Here is a 15,598-nt window from a genome sequence, read left to right as displayed (position 1 = left end):
GGCGACAGCAGCGAAAGATGACGATGAAAGTTCTGGTCCCAGTCAAACGGGTGGTCGATTACAACGTCAAGGTACGTGTAGCGGCCGATGGCAGCGGTGTCGAAACGCAGGGCGTGAAAATGTCCATGAATCCGTTCGACGAAATCGCAGTCGAAGAAGCAGTGCGCCTGCGTGAAAAGGGTGCTGCCAAGGAAGTTGTGGTCGTGACCGTCGGCGCACAGGCCGCGCAGGACGTGCTGCGTACGGCCATGGCGATGGGAGCGGACCGCGCCATCCTCGTGCGGACGGACGACACGCTTGAGCCGCGCGCCGTGGCCAACGTGCTCAAGGCGATCGCCACGCGCGAAGAGGCCGGCCTGATCTGCATGGGCAAGCAGGCAATCGACGACGACATGAACGCCACGGGCCAGATCCTGGCCGCGAAGCTCGGCTGGCCGCAGGGCACGTTCGCCAGCGCTGTGACGGTTGCCGATGGTCGTATCGAAGTTGCCCGCGAGATTGATGGCGGCACGGAAGTCGTGTCCCTCACGCTTCCGGCTGTGGTGACGGCGGATCTGCGCCTCAACGAGCCGCGCTATGCGTCCCTTCCGAACATCATGAAGGCCCGCAAGAAGCCGCTTGAGACGATCGAAGTCGACAGCCTCGGCGTTGATACGGCGTCGCGCCTGACGGTGGTCTCGGTGGCCGAGCCCGCCGAGCGCAAGGAAGGCGTGAAAGTGAACAGCGCGGCCGAACTGGTCGAAAAGCTCAAGACAGAAGCGAAGGTGATCTGATGACCGCTCTTGTTCTGGTTGAAGTCGAAAACGGCGCGGTCCGTCAGGCTTCCCGTTCGGCTGTTGCCGCGGCCTCCCGCTTCGGTGCCGTCGATGCCATCGTGTTCGGAGACGGCGCACAGGCCGCTGCCGCCCTGCCGGGTGTGACGCGCGTTCTCAGCGTTCCGGGTCTGGTCAACGATCTGGCCGAGCCCGCCGCCGATCTTCTGGCTGCCCGCGCGAAAGACTACAGCCACATCGTGGCCGCCGCCTCCGCCACCGGCAAAAACATCCTGCCGCGTCTGGCAGGCCTGCTGGACGTGCAGCCCATCCCCGATGTAGTCGAGATCAAGGACGCCGACACGTTCGTGCGTCCGATCTATGCTGGAAACGCGCTGGCGACGGTCCGCTCCGCCGACAGCATCAAGGTGCTGACGGTCCGCGGCTCCAATTTCGATCCGATTGCTACCGAAGGTGGGTCCGCCACGGTTGAGACGGTCGAAGCTCCGGCCAGCGAGAAGTCTGTTTTCGTGAAGGTCGAGCTTTCGGCATCCGATCGCCCGGAACTGGAATCTGCCCGCGTAGTGATTTCCGGCGGCAAGGGCCTGAAGGACGCTACAAACTTCAAGCTGCTTGAACCCATTGCCGACAAGCTGAACGCCGCCATCGGCGCGTCCCGTGCAGCCGTGGATTCCGGTTTTGCTCCCAACGAAATGCAGGTCGGCCAGACCGGAAAGATCGTGGCGCCGGAGCTCTACATCGCCGTCGGTCTGTCAGGTGCAATCCAGCATCTGGCCGGCATGAAGGACAGCCGCGTCATCGTGGCCATCAACACCGATCCGGAAGCGCCGATTTTCAAGGTCGCCGATTACGGCATCGTGGGTGATCTGTTCGAAGTCCTGCCGGCGCTCGAAAAGGCGCTGTAAGGCACCGTTCGCCTGAAACGACAAAAAAGGGGCACCCCATGACGGGACGCCCCTTTTTTCATGACAGGATCTGACGCAGGTTTAACTGGCACTCCGGCCCCCATAAGGCACTCTGTCGGGCACGGAGACCCTCATTATGCCCCGCATCCCAACTCTGCGTTCTCTTGCACGTGACATCCTGTCCTGCCTGCCCGTCTTTCTAGGCTTCATGACAATCCATAGCGCCCTCGCGGCCAGCTATACCGTCCCCTCGGCCTCTATGGAGCCGACCCTGCTGATCGGGGACCAGATTGGCGTTATCGTACCTTCCTACGGTCTGAGCACCGCCAATCTTCCCTTCGGCAATCTTCTGAAGCCCACCTCCGGCACGAACGGACGTCTTTTCGGGCATCTTCCCCGTCGAGGGGACGTCGTCGTCTTCCGGGCACCCGCCAATTTGAATCAGACATGGGTCAAGCGTGTCATCGGCCTACCCGGAGACCGGATCGCGCTCGTCCACGGGCATGTCTTTCTGAACGGAACCGAATTGCCCTGGAAAGATCTGGGCACCGCACATGAAGAAAGCCACAAAGGCGTCTGGGTGCCAGCTGAGCGCTATGAAGAAATCCTGCCTGGGAATATCCATCATGACATTCTCAAAATATCGCAGGACGGAGAACTGGATAACGTCGCGCCCTTCACAGTCCCGGCGGATCATCTATTTGTCATGGGCGACAACCGAGACAACTCCGCCGACTCTCGCGTTAGCGTAGCGGAGGGAGGCGTCGGACTTCTTCCTGTCTGGAACCTCCAGGGACAGGCCCGCGCCGTTCTGTGGTCATGGCGGGATATTGGCAGAACAGCGCTGGTTCTCTGATTTTTAGCGCCAGCCCTCTTGCAGGAAAGCATTAACCCCTGTAGGAGAAGCGCCGTCGGCCGGAGTGTAGCTCAGCCTGGTAGAGCACTGTGTTCGGGACGCAGGGGCCGGAGGTTCGAATCCTCTCACTCCGACCAGCCGATAATTTTCCAGAAATCGTCAAAACAGTTTCAGGCCCACAGTCCAGCGCATCTCTTCGCCTGATGCGCAGAATCTGAAACGCAAAAAATGCCCTCCCCCTTTCGGGAGAGGGCAAAACGACTTCAGGAGCGCTTGTCAAAGGCCGAAGAAGTCGGCCAGACGCCCTGGGCATAAACCTGCCCGTAAGCGTGAACTTCCGTCAGATAGGTCCGCTCACCTTCGAGGACGATCTTCACGGTCGGGGCCAGCGTGCCACCGATGCGATAGGTCGTCGGGTCCTGCGGGTCAGCCGAACCGGGCTGCGGCAAGGTATCAATGAAGGACTGCACATAACCGGCAGGATCGACGAAGTGCGAGTAGGTCTCGTACGGCGCCGAGGATGGATTGCCGAGCACGAGGCCCGAACCGTTCAGCGGTGCATACGGACCGAAAATACCGTTCCGGGACACGAAACCATACACTCCATCCGGCCCCGTGCTGTTGCCGGTGAAAGTGGAATGATGTGAGATCGTGAACAGATAGGTCAGGCCGTCCTGGAACACGACATGGGGACGTTCCGTCTGATCATTGACACCCAGCGCAGTCACGAGAGCCGGCAGCATTTCCCACTCCGAGAAATCACCCTTTGTGGCGTCGGACGTCAGGCGGGCAATGCCGATGGCCGCAGCGCCATACTGCGCACCAGCAGGAACAGTTGTAGCTGGCGGCACAAGGCCCATCTCGTCAGAACCGATGGTGAAGTCACCACGCATGCCCGGAACATTGCCTTCGAATAGGGCGTAGATCTGATTATCGTCCGGATTGCGGAAGATATGCGGATCGCGGAAGTCCCAGTACTCGTCCTCGACGATGTTGGCGTAGTTCACGCCGTCCGCCTGGAACATGTCCGTGCAGACATCGAAGCCCTCGAACCAGACGCCGGTGGCATCTGCCAGAATGCGGCCCGTCGTGTAGGACGGAACAGACTCGGACGGCGTATCGTTGACGGAGGTATAGAACAGATCGACCGTATTGGCGCTGTTCTCGCGCATGACTGCGCAACCGGACCATTCCCAGCTGCGGGAGTTGGCGCCTTCCTTGATGACACGGCCACCGAACTTCCAGTCCGCGCCATTACCGGTGCGGCTGTAGTAGTAGCCGATATAGGAATAGTTGTTGCGGCTGTGCCAGCCCTCTGTCGTATCGCCCGTGGCGGCACGATCGGCAACGAGGGCAAACATCACATACCAGCCCTTGAAGGTGACGGTCTTGCCATGAATGTCGCGCAGCAGCCAGGTGTCCCACTGCCAGACATCGGAATCGATGACGGGAAACGCATAATCGATGACCGGCATGGTCGTCGTCGGATCATCGGTACGGATCTTCATCGCGTCAGCGATCGTCCAGCGCGAACCTGACTGGACTGCGCTCTGCGTGCTGGAAACAGCGTTCATGATTTTTCCCGTGAATAAAGATTTGAAGATTTTTTCAAAGTCTGGATCGCTCACAGCGATCTCACCCTGAAAGACTTATGGAAGAGCACACAACAAACCTCGTCTGGAGCCGTAATTTCTCCAGAGAACTGCGTGCGTTTCTTCAGAAACAGAAAACAAAAAAGGCCTGCCCCTGCGGACAGACCTTTTGACATGAGCTTTGCCTGAAATGACTTATGAAGCGGTTTTTTCAATACCGTTTATGGCTCAATGCCACAGTTATAGACATGAACCGCACGCAATGCAACCCGGAAAATGCACCTCCCATTTCCCAGAGACATTCCCCTAAGGCAACAAGACAGGGCTACATAAAAAAAACCCACCCTATACCGGGTGGGGTCTGAAACAATCAGCAGACGGTTTCAGGAACGCTGAAACCCGGCCATCGCAGATCGAGAAAGCTGCTCCAGCAAATCAATCGCTCCCTTCGAGTCGTTGAGACAGGGTACGAGGGCAAAGTCTTCGCCGCCCGCTTCCATAAACTCTTCGCGCAGTTCATTTCCGATCTCGTCCAGGGTCTCGAGGCAGTCCACCATAAAACCGGGCATGATAACCGCAATTTTCGTGACGCCCTGCTTCGGAAGGGCCGTAACATAAGGGGCCGTATAAGGCTGGACCCACTCAAGCGGACCGAAACGTGACTGGAACGTCAGAGGCATTCGCTCTGCGTCAAAACCCAGAGCACTGCGCAGAGCCGCGATCGTTCGCTCGCATTCATCCCGATAGGTGTCGCCTTTGTCGATACAGACCTTGGGGAGTCCGTGGAAAGAAGCCACTACCTGCTGGGGGGTGAAATTTAACCCGGCAAGGGTCTCTCTGACAGACGTCTCCAGAGCCCGTATGAACGCGGGGTGATCCGGAAATGAGGGAACAGTCAGGACCGCGGGCTGACGGCGCAGGCGCATGAGAGCGCGGAAGAGCTGATCGTTCGCCGTTGCGGTCGTTGTTGCGGAATACTGTGGATAAAGCGGAATACTGATAATCCGGTCACAGCCCTGATCCATCAAGCTTTCAAGGGCTTTTGCGACAGACGGGCGACCATAACGCATACCCCATTCCACCGGGATACCTTCGGCCTTGAGCCGTTCCGCAAGCCCTTCAGCCTGCCTGCGAGTATAAACCCGCAACGGCGAAGCGTTCTCTTCCTTGTGCCAGATCCGCGCGTAATTGGCGCCGCTCGCAAAAGGACGTTTTGTCAGAATGATACCCTGAAGGATTGGCTGCCAGATCAGTGGGGGACTCTCGATGACGCGCCGGTCAGAGAGAAATTCGCTCAGATACCGCCTCACGGAAAAATAGCCTGTATCATCAGGCGTTCCGAGATTGACGAGGAGGATACCGGTCCGCCCTTCTGGCGGAGGAGCAATACGGGGAGGTTTGTGAAAAAATGTCATAGTGCCCTCTACTGTGGAGCCGGGCACGCGTCAGGAAAAGAGGGAAAGCGTCGGCGGATACGCGCCCCTTTCGGGACGCTATCGTCGATGCCTTACTTTCGCGTAGGAAACATCTGGTTTCCGGCTCCCTTGCAGGAGAGTATAGGCAAACACCGCAACAGCGACTGTCATCGGACCAACATACGGCAGAAGAGTATTCGTCAAAGCCATACTTGCCTCCTTTGAGCCTTTGGAAAAGATTTTCTGGTAGGCTCAATTCAGAGATTGGGCATATAGCGACCGCGTTTCAACAAAAAAATTCCGAATTCTTCAAAAAACATTCTTAAACCAAAATATATCACATTTTTTCAATAACTTAACGGAAATCGACTCTGCTTCACCTTGCCAGTCTGCAGAAACTATCCCACCTCAAAACAGTTACAGATGCGTTATCGGATTTTAAAACAAGGATTTCCCGACATGGCCACACAGGACCCCGTCATCTACGTTGTCGCTGATGGTGAAAAGGCCCGTTTCCTGAGGCTTGAAGGCTCACATCTTCATACGATCGCGAATTTCGACCTGCACAAGGGCTCAGACGCGGAGAAGGACGTCGCCTCCATCAAGGCTCCCCGTGAAAACCCCCATGAGCAGCTCAAGGCGCATTTCACGCGCGACCTCGCAGGTCACATCAACAAGGCAGCCCAGAACAGCGACGTCGAAGGCATCCTGCTTGTCGCGCCGGCTCAGGCTTCGCACGAAATTCGCGAACATCTCGACAAGCCGACAGCCAAAAAGCTGTTCAAGACGCTAGTCAAGGATCTCGTCAACACGCCGGAGCACGACCTGCTAAAGCATCTCGACCGCCCAGAAACCGGTTGGCCCGAGCTCGCTTCCGTCTGATTCACCCTCAAACCCGCGCGAGGACCGTTAGACGGCTCTCCCCGCAATGCAAGGCTGCCTGACCCCGGTCGTTCCCGGCCAGGAGGATGGCAGCCCATGCAGACAGCGCACGGCAAGAAGGCCAAAACACTGCGCTTCAAGAGCATCACCGTCCCACCCTAGTACATCTACGGAGGCCACCGCTCCCAGACGGCGCTTCAATCCGTTCATCAGTACCGGGTTATGACGCCCTCCGCCCGCGACAAACCACATTTCCGGCCGAACGGGATAGACCGTCCGCACCACGGACTCGATGGTAAACGCCGCCAGCGTCGCTGCCCCGTCTTCCACCGACAGGCCCCGGACACAGGCCATGGCTTCAGGATGAAAACTGAGCCGGTCGAGCGATTTGGGCATGGGCCGCGCGAAATAGGGAATTGCAAGCAGCCTCTCCAGAATATCCGCGTGAACCGCTCCTGAGAGTGCCAGTGCACCCCCAAAATCACACGGCTGGCCAGTATGGCACAGGACCCAGTCATCCAGCAGGGCATTGCCCGGCCCGGTGTCACAGGCCCAGACGCCACGCTGTCCGCACTCGTCCTGCGGCCCCAGAACCGTCACATTGGCGACTCCGCCGATGTTGAGGACGGCTACGGAACGCTTTTCCTGCTGAAGCAGGGCGGCATGAAACACCGGAACAAGGGGGGCTCCCTCCCCGCCGTTTTCCAGATCGCGCGAGCGGAAATCAGAAATGACCGGCACGCCACACAGATCCTGAAGCAGACCCGCTTCCCCAATCTGCCAACTCCGGCCCCGTTCAGGCTGATGCAGAATGGTTTGACCATGAAACCCGATCGCCGCAGGCTCCAGATCCGGTGCCTGCTCCCGCAGCAGACGCACCACCTCCACATGCTGCAATGTCAGATCCCGGGCGATCGCCAAAACGTTGGGATCATCCTCCGCCAAACCCACCGCACGATCCAGTAGAGCTCGCGTTTTGGCGCGGAGTTCCGGGCTGTAGGGCAGCGTCAAAGACGGCCCGGCGCGCCCGATTCGCACACCATCCGTTTCGATCAGAGCGGCATCCACCCCGTCCAGAGACGTCCCGCTCATCAGTCCAAGCGCCCAGACCATTCCGGTCGCGCTCGCTTTGGCCGCAGCGTTCAAAGCCCGGCGAGCGCCAGATGCAGATTGCCCTGACACCGCTCCAGAAGCGGCTCGATCTCCGCCAGAGCCACACCGTGCCGCAGCAGAACGGCCCGTTTCGTGTTTCCTTGCACGAGTTTCAGAGCCTCACGCGCCTGTTCGGCTGTTCCTCCGGCCAGTTCCATGACCATACGTTCCGCGCGCACCTGAAGCTTGTCGTTGCTGATGCGCATATCCACCATGCGCCCACGATAGACATGCCCCAGACGCGTCATCAGCGCGGTGGAAAACAGGTTCAGCGTGACTTTCTGCGCCGTTCCGGCGGCCATCCGTGTCGAACCCGCCAGAACCTCAGCCCCGGTCGGAATGCAGATCCCGAACTCCGCTTCCCGCAACAGACGCGACTCTGGATTGCCACTCACGCCAATCGTCAGGGCTCCCACTTCCCGTCCGAGCTGAACAACCGCACAGGTGTAAGGCGTGTTGCCGCTGGCCGCGACGCCGATCACCACATCATGTTCGGTCGGATGATGGTCCAGCAGATCAAGCCGCGCCCGATCTTCCCGGTCTTCCGCACCTTCTGCTGCTTGCGTCGTCGCTCCGGCGCCACCCGCCAGAAGCAGAACCAGCTTTTCTGGCGCGACACCAAAGGTCGGCGTCAGTTCCACGCCATCCTGCAATCCGATTCGCCCCGACGTCCCGGCCCCCGCATAGACTAACCGCCCCCCGGCCTGAAGCCTGGGGACCACCGCCTCAACGGCGCGTTCGATGGACGGCAAGGCTTCACCCACCCGATCCAGAGCCGCTTTCTGCGACGTCAGAAGCCGCCCCAGCAAGGCATCGAGCGGCAAGCGCTCAATATCTTCATTGGCCGCGAGAACCGTCTCCGTGCGTGAGGCCGTCATTCAGCCTCGTCTTCATCCGGGATTTCGTTGCGGCGGAAAAGCTGCCCATCCTTCAAAAGGCCCTGCTCCACGATGCTTTCCGCAATCTGGACCGCATTGAGAGCCGCACCCTTGCGCAGATTGTCGGACACACACCAGAGCGCCAGACCGTTCTCGACCGACGGATCAATCCGCAGGCGAGACACATAAGTCGCATCCTCGCCCACACATTCGATCGGCGTGACGTAACCACCATCCTCACGCTCGTCCCGCAGGATCACGCCCGGCGCCTTGCGCAGCGCCTCGCGTGCCTTCTTCAGATCGACAGGCTTTTCGCACTCGATGCTAATCGCTTCCGAATGCCCGATGAACACCGGAACGCGCACGCAGGTCGCCAGAACCTTAATGTCCGGGTCCATGATCTTGCGAGTTTCAACGGCCATCTTCCATTCTTCCTTGGTCGCACCGTCGTCCATGAAACGGTCGATATGGGGAATAACGTTGAAGGCAATCTGCTTGGTGAACTGCGCGACCGTCGGCGGATCGTTTACGAAGGTGCCCTTGGTCTGGGCGAACAGTTCGTCCATTCCGTCCTTGCCCGCCCCCGAAACGGCCTGATAGGTCGAGACCACGATCCGCTTGATCCGGAACAGGTCATGCAGCGGCTTGAGCGCAACGAGCATCTGCGCGGTGGAGCAATTCGGATTAGCGATGATGCCCCGGCTGGCTTTACCGATAGCGGCAGCATTCACTTCCGGCACGATCAGGGGGATCCCCGGCTCCATGCGGAAATGCGACGTGTTGTCGATCACCACACAACCCGCAGCCGCAGCCTTGGGCGCATAAACGGCCGAAATCGCGCCCCCCGGCGAGAACAGCGCAATATCCCAGCCCTTGAAGTCGAACGTCTCGAGGTTCTGAACCTTCAGGACCGTCTTGTCCCCGAAAGAAATCTCGCGCCCAGCCGACCGCGGCGAGGCCAGCGCCACAACCTCTTTAACCGGAAACTCCCGCTCCGCCAGAATTCGCAGCAGTTCACGCCCCACCGCACCCGTGGCGCCAACAACCGCAACCCGATAACCCATGATCTTTTCCCGTTCCCTGAAAATCAGCCCGAAAAGGGCAGACGCTTTACCAGCGCCGACAGACGGTGCCGCCGCAGTTCGTAGCGGGCCTTGCGCCCCGTCGCCATATAGTTGAGCTGGATCGCATACCGCGTTCCCACGAACTGCCGGTGCCCATGCCAGGTCGCCGGACCGTTCGGGAACACCAGCAGCGTCCCTTCTGCCGGCGTCACCTCAACGTCAAAATCTTCGACATCATCCGGCCCGTTTAGCAGCCGCAGACAGCCATCACGCGACGCCCAGTCCTCACCCCGAGGGTTGAGATACAGCAGGATCGTGACCAGCTTAGCCTCCGAATCCCGATGGATCCGACCGTCTTTTTCCCGCGTGCGCCCACGCATCGTCAGCATGGTCGGCGCATCCGCCAGATCCAGCCCGAATTTCTCCGAAACCAGCGCCTTAAGCTTCGGCCCCTGCAACTCCGCAATCATGCCTGCGACACGCGGCGTCAGCTTCAACGCTTCCGGCGGAAAGGAGCCACCGGATTTCATTGCCGGCAAATCGGAGACAACCGCTTTCAGATCATCGTTGCCGATAAAATGCGGCACCACCACATGCGGAAACGGTTTTTCCGCAACGGGCGTGCTCTCAAACGCATCATAATCAAGGGAAATCCTGCTCATGGAGCGGAAGGCTAGACGCGGCCCACGTCGGCGACAAGGCCTATTCCACACATGTGAGATCTGCCTTTTACGAAAGAATATTACCCCCGAAGCGGCTTATGCGCCTTCACCATCCGGCTTGTCGCCAGATAGCGGACATATCCTGCCCCCAACCGGTTTGCACCACCCGTGCAGACATGGGGCCCTGGAAACAGCGGCAGCTTTCCGCTCCACGCCGTATGAAGAAGACGCGGGTCAGTCCGACATTCCAGCAACCGGTGGTCCACGCCCGACTGACCGACACCATCCGTCAGAACCGTTTGAACAGACATCTCACCCCGGCGCGGACCCTCTGCTGCAGCCGGAAACGCGGCCAGAGGATCCGTCAGGACAAGCAGATTTCCTATTATCATCGCCAGAAACAGTAGAGCACGCATCTGCGGAACTCCCATCTTGACCAAGGCCAGCTCATGACCGGTCACTGCACATGACGCGCCCGGAGACTGAAAAGTTGCGACAGCTTTGTGGCGGAGCGAACAGATTTTCGCCTTTATACAGTCTGACCACTGACTCCAGACTGAATTCCCTTGCGAAGGCCTGTCCTGCAATGACGACCCGTCCCCTCGTGCTCCCCGAACTCCTCCCACTCCTTGAAGAGATCCCCACTGTCGATCTGTCGGCAGACTCCCTGCCCGCGTTTCGCGCCGGACTCGAACAAGTGGCCGGGCAGTCCTTTCTTCAGGCCGAGGACTATCCCGTCACGCTCGAACGGCTGAATATCCCGGAGTCGGACCATACCCCCGCCATTCGCCTGTTCACAGTCCGCCCCCGCAAAACCTCTGCGGCTGCCCGACCGGTTCTCCTTCATCTTCACGGCGGCGGCTATTTTGCGGGCCAGCCTGAACTGACCGCGACCCAGCTCTGCCAGTTCGCACAGGAGCTAGACTGCGTGGTCATCTCTCCGGATTACCGTCTGACCCCGGAACACCCTTTCCCGGCGGCGCTCGAAGATGCCTATACCACTCTGTGCTGGATCATGCGCAACGCTGACACCCTCGGGATTGATCCCGCCCGCATCGGCCTGACAGGCGAAAGCGCAGGGGGTGGCCTTGCAGCCGGGCTTGCCCTGCTGAATCGGGACCGTGAGGGGCCGGAAATCCTGTTCCAGAACCTGGTCTATCCCGTGCTCGACGACCGGACGGTTACGAGCCAGCCTGATGCCTCCCCCGTGGGCGGCGAGTTCCTGTGGACCCGCACCAGCAACACTTTCATGTGGACAGCCCTCCTCAACCCCGTAGCAGCCGGCTCGGCGGACGTCTCGCCCTATGCCGCCCCCTCCCGCGCCACTGACCTGTCCCGCCTGCCCCCGGTCTATCTGTCCGTAGGCGCGCTGGATCTGTTTCTTGACGAGGATCTCGCCTATGCGCAACGCCTGATCCATCAAGGTGTCGCCGTGGAACTGGAAATCGTGCCCGGTGCCTGCCATATCTTCGACCAGACAGACACACCGGTCGCCAAACGGTCCATCGCCCGCAGGATTGATGCCATGAAGCGTGGGTTCAGTCTCTGACCGGGCAGATGCTGCCCGGGTGACACAAAACGCGACCACAAGACAGAACCCGGCACCGGGGATACAGGAGACGAGTTCATGGGCGACCATCGCGATGACCGGGACGCCATCAACGGCGAAAACACCGTGTATCTGGCGGAGCTTCATACACGTTGGCAGCACGACCCAGCTTCTGTGGACCCGGCCTTCGCGTCCCTGTTCGAAACGCTCGGCTCAGACCGGCTGCCCGGCCCGGACACGACCCTCCAGACTGATGCCGCTACCGAAACTGGCGCCGAGAGCCTGAAATTCGCTTATCGCCTCCGCGGACATTCCGTCGCAAAGCTGGACCCGCTCGGCCTGGCACCGGTCCCTGACATTGCAGAACTGAACCCTCCCGGAGCAGACCGGGACCTGATCGCCCGTCTGCGCCGGGCCTATTGCGGCACCACAGCCGCTGAGTTCATGCATCTTCAGGATCCCGCCCAGCGCCAGTGGTGGATTGACCGCCTGGAAAGCCCGGTAGCCGGCCCGGCGCTGGACCAAAAGCGCCTCCTCCTCGCCCTCACACGCGCCGAAGCCTTCGAGCAGTTCTGCCAGAAGCGCTTCATGGGCATGCGCCGTTTTGGCCTTGAAGGCGGCGAGAGCGTCATCGTCGCCCTGCGTACCCTGATTGATGCCGCCGCACAGGACGACGTGCGTTCCGTCTCACTCGGCATGCCCCATCGCGGGCGTCTGAACGTGATGGCCAACATCCTGCGCAAGCCGTTTGCCGCCATTTTCAGCGAATTCGCAGGCACGGCCTTCAAGCCCGACACAGTTCAGGGCTCAGGCGATGTGAAATACCATCTCGGCACCGCCACAACGCTCGAACATGCGGGCCACACTGTCCGCATTTCGCTCCTGCCCAACCCCTCTCATCTGGAAGCGGTGGACCCCGTCGTGCTCGGCCGTGTCCGCGCCGATCAGGACCGCGAAAAGGACCACGACCGCCAGCACCATCTGGGCATTCTCGTCCACGGCGACGCCGCCTTCGCCGGTCAGGGCGTCGTGTACGAAACCCTGAGCCTGTCCAAGCTGGAAGGCTACCGGACGGGCGGCACGGTCCACGTCATCATCAACAACCAGATCGGCTTCACCACCGTCCAGTCCGACGCCCATTCCGGCATCCACAACACTGACATCGCCAAATCCGTTCAGGCCCCGATCCTGCACGTCAATGGCGACGATCCCGAAGCCGTCTCCCGCTGTGCCTTTCTGGCGCATGAATGGCGCCGCACCTTCCAGTCCGACATCGTGCTGGATGTGGTCTGCTATCGCCGTCACGGCCATAACGAAGCCGACGAACCCGCCTTCACGCAGCCCGCGATGGTCCACGCCATCCAGTCCCGCCCCACGACACGCAGCCTCTACGCCCAGCACCTGGTTCAGGCCGGCATCATGACCGAAGCCGAAGTCGAGGAGATGTGGAATCATTTCCAGAACCGTCTGGAAGAACAGTTCGAGACATCCAAAACCTATCGCCCCAACAGCTCAGACTGGCTCGACGGCCCCGAAGACCCGACACGCCTGCAGGACGAGCAGGACCGCATCCAGCCCATGACCGGCGTACCACTTCAACGCCTGCGCGATGTCGGGGACGCCATCGGCACGATTCCGGAAGATCTGGCCGTCCATCCTCGTCTGGCCCGTCAAATCACGGCGCGCGGCAAGGCGGTGGCGGATGGCGGACCGCTCGACTGGGCCACAGCGGAAGCCCTCGCTTTCGGCACCCTGTCCATGGATGGCCACCCCGTCCGCCTGTCCGGGCAAGACAGCCGCCGCGGCACGTTCAGCCAGCGTCATGCCGTGCTGTTCGATCAGAACACAGGCCGCGAAGACACCCCCCTGACCCATATCACGCCCCATCAGGCGCCGCTAAACATCTGGAACTCACCGCTCTCGGAATATGCCGTTCTCGGCTTCGAATACGGCTATTCCCTTGGGGATCCGGAAGCGCTGGTTCTGTGGGAAGCACAGTTCGGCGATTTCACCAACGGCGCACAGATCATCCTCGACCAGTTCATCGCCTCAGGCGAAACCAAGTGGCTGCGGACGTCCGGCCTGACCCTGCTTCTGCCGCACGGCTATGAAGGCGGCGGCCCGGAACATTCTTCCGCCCGCCCCGAGCGCATCCTTCAGCTCTGCGCCGAAAACAACATGCGCGTGTGCAACATCACGACACCCGCAAACTACTTCCACGCCCTGCGCCGCCAGATCGCGCGCCGCTGCCGCAAGCCGCTGGTCATTTTCACGCCCAAATCCCTGCTCCGCAACAAGGATACGGTATCCACACTGGACGAGATGGGCCCGCACACCCGTTTCCAACCTGTCATCGCGGACCCGGCCAAGGAAGAAGGCGCACGCCGAGTCATTCTATGCACTGGCAAGGTCTATTACGACCTAGCCGCCGAACGCGTGCGCCAGAACCGTGACGACGTCGCCCTCATTCGTATGGAACAACTCTATCCGTTCCCGCACCATGCCCTGATGGAACAGCTTGCCCGCCATCCAGATGCGGAACAGATCGTCTGGTGCCAGGAAGAGCCACAAAATAACGGCGCATGGATTTTCGTAGACCGTCGCATCGAACGTGCTCTGCGCGGCTGCGGTCATCACATCCAGCGCCCCGATTATGTGGGACGTGAGAGCGCAGCCTCACCCGCGACCGGTCTTCCCGGCGCTCATGCCGCACAGCAGGAAAAGCTGGTTCAGGACGCCCTGTCCTGAACTCCGCTCGGCGCAGGAAAATTCAGGTCGGGCCGCCCTGATAACCGTAGCTGCTCTGGCCCGCGCCGACATTTCCGTAGTCATCGCCGCGGAACTGCCGCGATCCTTGCCCACCATAATCCGGCCCGCACGCCGCTAGCGCCGCCAGAAGTCCAAGCGCTATCCCAATCCGAACGCGCGTCATCAGCATTTTCCCTTATCATCGTTTCCTCGCGTCACACTACGCCGCCAGAGCGCCACGCGCCACAACCTGCCCTGCCAGAGAAAGCATGGTATTTTCAGAATTTACAGGAAAATGGTGAACCGGCTAGGACGCGAACCTTAATGCCTGACAGTCCGGTGATGGTGGCAATCTCTGGATGACGGTGAAGGGAAACACGCGCTCTTGGTCGGTACGCTACAAGAGCCCGGTTACCGGCAAAGCACGCGAAATGGGAATTGGCTCCGCTCGAGACGTGAGCCTTGCAGACGCCCGAAAGAAGGCAACGGAAGCTCGTCTTCTGGTTATGGAGGGCGTAGACCCTCTCATCCAGGGCAAGGAGGAAGAAGCCACTCGGCAGCGGGAGAAAGGCCTGACCTTTGACGAAGTGGCCGAGCGGTTCATTCATGAGCGAACACTAGGATGGTCCGATAAGAACACTCCCGAGTGCTGGTGCAGTTCGCTTCGCCAGCACGCCTGCCCTCGGGTCGGACAAAAGTTGATCAGCGCCATCGATACTGATGACATCCTCGCGATCTTACGGCCGATATGATCAGAAAAGACGGAGACCGCTCGCCGCATCAGAAGCCGAGTAGAGCGCATTCTCGATTATGCCCGGACGTATGGATGGCGCGAAGGCGAGAACCCGGCCCAGTGGAGAGGTCACCTTGCCAATATTCTCCCATCCCCTGGAGACGTGACGAAAGTAGAGCACCGGGTAGCAGTCGATCGGAAAGACATGCCGCGAGTGATGGCAGCTCTGGCCAAATCAGAAGGACTGGCTGCCAAGGCAGTGATGTTTACAGCGCTGACGGCTGCCCGTTCAGGGGAAGTGCGCGGCACAACTTGGTCAGAGATCAACATGGAGAACAAAATTTGGACGGTTCCAGCGGAACGCATGAAGACCCGCACGGCTTCGAGCC

General features: G+C 60.1%; 14 protein-coding genes, 1 tRNA gene and 1 pseudogene. 8 read left to right on the top strand and 8 right to left on the bottom strand.

The window, feature by feature from the left end; translation table 11 throughout:
• Positions 1 to 23: 23 nt before the first annotated feature.
• The 4 genes from GKA01_RS08465 (at position 24) to GKA01_RS08450 (ending at position 2,671) form a co-directional block, all read left to right on the top strand.
• A complete protein-coding gene (locus GKA01_RS08465; RefSeq protein WP_146861720.1) occupies positions 24 to 773 on the top strand; it encodes an electron transfer flavoprotein subunit beta/FixA family protein in 750 nt (249 codons plus the stop codon).
• Positions 773 to 1,678: an FAD-binding protein gene (locus GKA01_RS08460; RefSeq protein WP_146861471.1), complete on the top strand. Its 906-nt coding sequence runs from the start codon at positions 773 to 775 to the stop codon at positions 1,676 to 1,678. Before GKA01_RS08465 ends, GKA01_RS08460 begins: the two co-directional genes overlap by 1 nt.
• Positions 1,679 to 1,814: 136 nt before the next feature.
• A complete protein-coding gene (gene lepB / locus GKA01_RS08455) occupies positions 1,815 to 2,534 on the top strand; it encodes a signal peptidase I (RefSeq protein ID WP_146861468.1) in 720 nt (239 codons plus the stop codon).
• A 60-nt stretch (positions 2,535 to 2,594) separates the two neighbouring features.
• Positions 2,595 to 2,671, top strand: a tRNA-Pro gene (locus GKA01_RS08450).
• A 126-nt stretch (positions 2,672 to 2,797) separates the two neighbouring features.
• Here GKA01_RS08450 and GKA01_RS08445 read toward each other — a convergent pair.
• Both GKA01_RS08445 and hemH read right to left on the bottom strand, forming a co-directional pair.
• The gene (locus GKA01_RS08445; RefSeq protein WP_141353362.1) at positions 2,798 to 4,108 is read right to left on the bottom strand and encodes a glycoside hydrolase family 68 protein; all 1,311 of its coding nucleotides are present in this window, start codon (positions 4,106 to 4,108) and stop codon (positions 2,798 to 2,800) included.
• A gap of 401 nt (positions 4,109 to 4,509) precedes the next feature.
• Positions 4,510 to 5,541: a ferrochelatase gene (hemH, locus tag GKA01_RS08440; RefSeq protein ID WP_146861465.1), complete on the bottom strand. Its 1,032-nt coding sequence runs from the start codon at positions 5,539 to 5,541 to the stop codon at positions 4,510 to 4,512.
• A 459-nt stretch (positions 5,542 to 6,000) separates the two neighbouring features.
• Between hemH and GKA01_RS08435 the strand changes: the two genes are divergently transcribed.
• On the top strand, positions 6,001 to 6,423 hold the full coding sequence (locus GKA01_RS08435) for a host attachment protein (RefSeq protein ID WP_146861463.1): 423 nt from the start codon (positions 6,001 to 6,003) through the stop codon (positions 6,421 to 6,423).
• A gap of 27 nt (positions 6,424 to 6,450) precedes the next feature.
• On the opposite strand, the gene GKA01_RS08430 is transcribed toward GKA01_RS08435, so the two are convergent.
• The 5 genes from GKA01_RS08430 to GKA01_RS08410 form a co-directional block, all read right to left on the bottom strand.
• Positions 6,451 to 7,536: an anhydro-N-acetylmuramic acid kinase gene (locus GKA01_RS08430; RefSeq protein ID WP_146861717.1), complete on the bottom strand. Its 1,086-nt coding sequence runs from the start codon at positions 7,534 to 7,536 to the stop codon at positions 6,451 to 6,453.
• A gap of 29 nt (positions 7,537 to 7,565) precedes the next feature.
• Positions 7,566 to 8,453: an N-acetylmuramic acid 6-phosphate etherase gene (locus GKA01_RS08425; protein WP_146861460.1), complete on the bottom strand. Its 888-nt coding sequence runs from the start codon at positions 8,451 to 8,453 to the stop codon at positions 7,566 to 7,568.
• Positions 8,450 to 9,517 (bottom strand): aspartate-semialdehyde dehydrogenase, encoded by a 1,068-nt coding sequence (locus GKA01_RS08420; protein ID WP_146861457.1) that lies wholly within the window; start codon positions 9,515 to 9,517, stop codon positions 8,450 to 8,452. Before GKA01_RS08420 ends, GKA01_RS08425 begins: the two co-directional genes overlap by 4 nt.
• Positions 9,518 to 9,540: 23 nt before the next feature.
• Positions 9,541 to 10,179 (bottom strand): 2OG-Fe(II) oxygenase family protein, encoded by a 639-nt coding sequence (locus GKA01_RS08415; protein ID WP_146861454.1) that lies wholly within the window; start codon positions 10,177 to 10,179, stop codon positions 9,541 to 9,543.
• Positions 10,180 to 10,259: 80 nt separating this feature from the next.
• Positions 10,260 to 10,595, bottom strand: coding sequence for a hypothetical protein (locus GKA01_RS08410; RefSeq protein ID WP_146861451.1), 336 nt, complete (start codon positions 10,593 to 10,595; stop codon positions 10,260 to 10,262).
• A 170-nt stretch (positions 10,596 to 10,765) separates the two neighbouring features.
• Between GKA01_RS08410 and GKA01_RS08405 the strand changes: the two genes are divergently transcribed.
• Together GKA01_RS08405 and GKA01_RS08400 are read left to right on the top strand one after the other, a co-directional pair.
• Complete coding sequence (locus tag GKA01_RS08405) at positions 10,766 to 11,728, top strand: alpha/beta hydrolase (protein WP_146861448.1); 963 nt, start codon at positions 10,766 to 10,768, stop codon at positions 11,726 to 11,728.
• A gap of 78 nt (positions 11,729 to 11,806) precedes the next feature.
• Positions 11,807 to 14,476, top strand: a complete 2,670-nt coding sequence (locus GKA01_RS08400; protein WP_146861445.1) for a 2-oxoglutarate dehydrogenase E1 component — start codon at positions 11,807 to 11,809, stop codon at positions 14,474 to 14,476.
• A gap of 22 nt (positions 14,477 to 14,498) precedes the next feature.
• On the opposite strand, the gene GKA01_RS13605 is transcribed toward GKA01_RS08400, so the two are convergent.
• Entirely contained in the window at positions 14,499 to 14,660 is a 162-nt protein-coding gene (locus GKA01_RS13605) for a hypothetical protein (RefSeq protein ID WP_167506343.1), read from the bottom strand.
• A gap of 166 nt (positions 14,661 to 14,826) precedes the next feature.
• Here GKA01_RS13605 and GKA01_RS14075 point away from each other — a divergent pair.
• Positions 14,827 to 15,598: pseudogene (locus tag GKA01_RS14075) on the top strand (tyrosine-type recombinase/integrase); the annotation flags it as partial.

Source organism: Gluconobacter kanchanaburiensis NBRC 103587 (assembly GCF_007988905.1).
Taxonomy (GTDB): domain Bacteria; phylum Pseudomonadota; class Alphaproteobacteria; order Acetobacterales; family Acetobacteraceae; genus Gluconobacter; species Gluconobacter kanchanaburiensis.
Note: the sequence above shows the minus strand (reverse complement) of the source record. Positions and strands in the feature narration are given on the sequence as shown.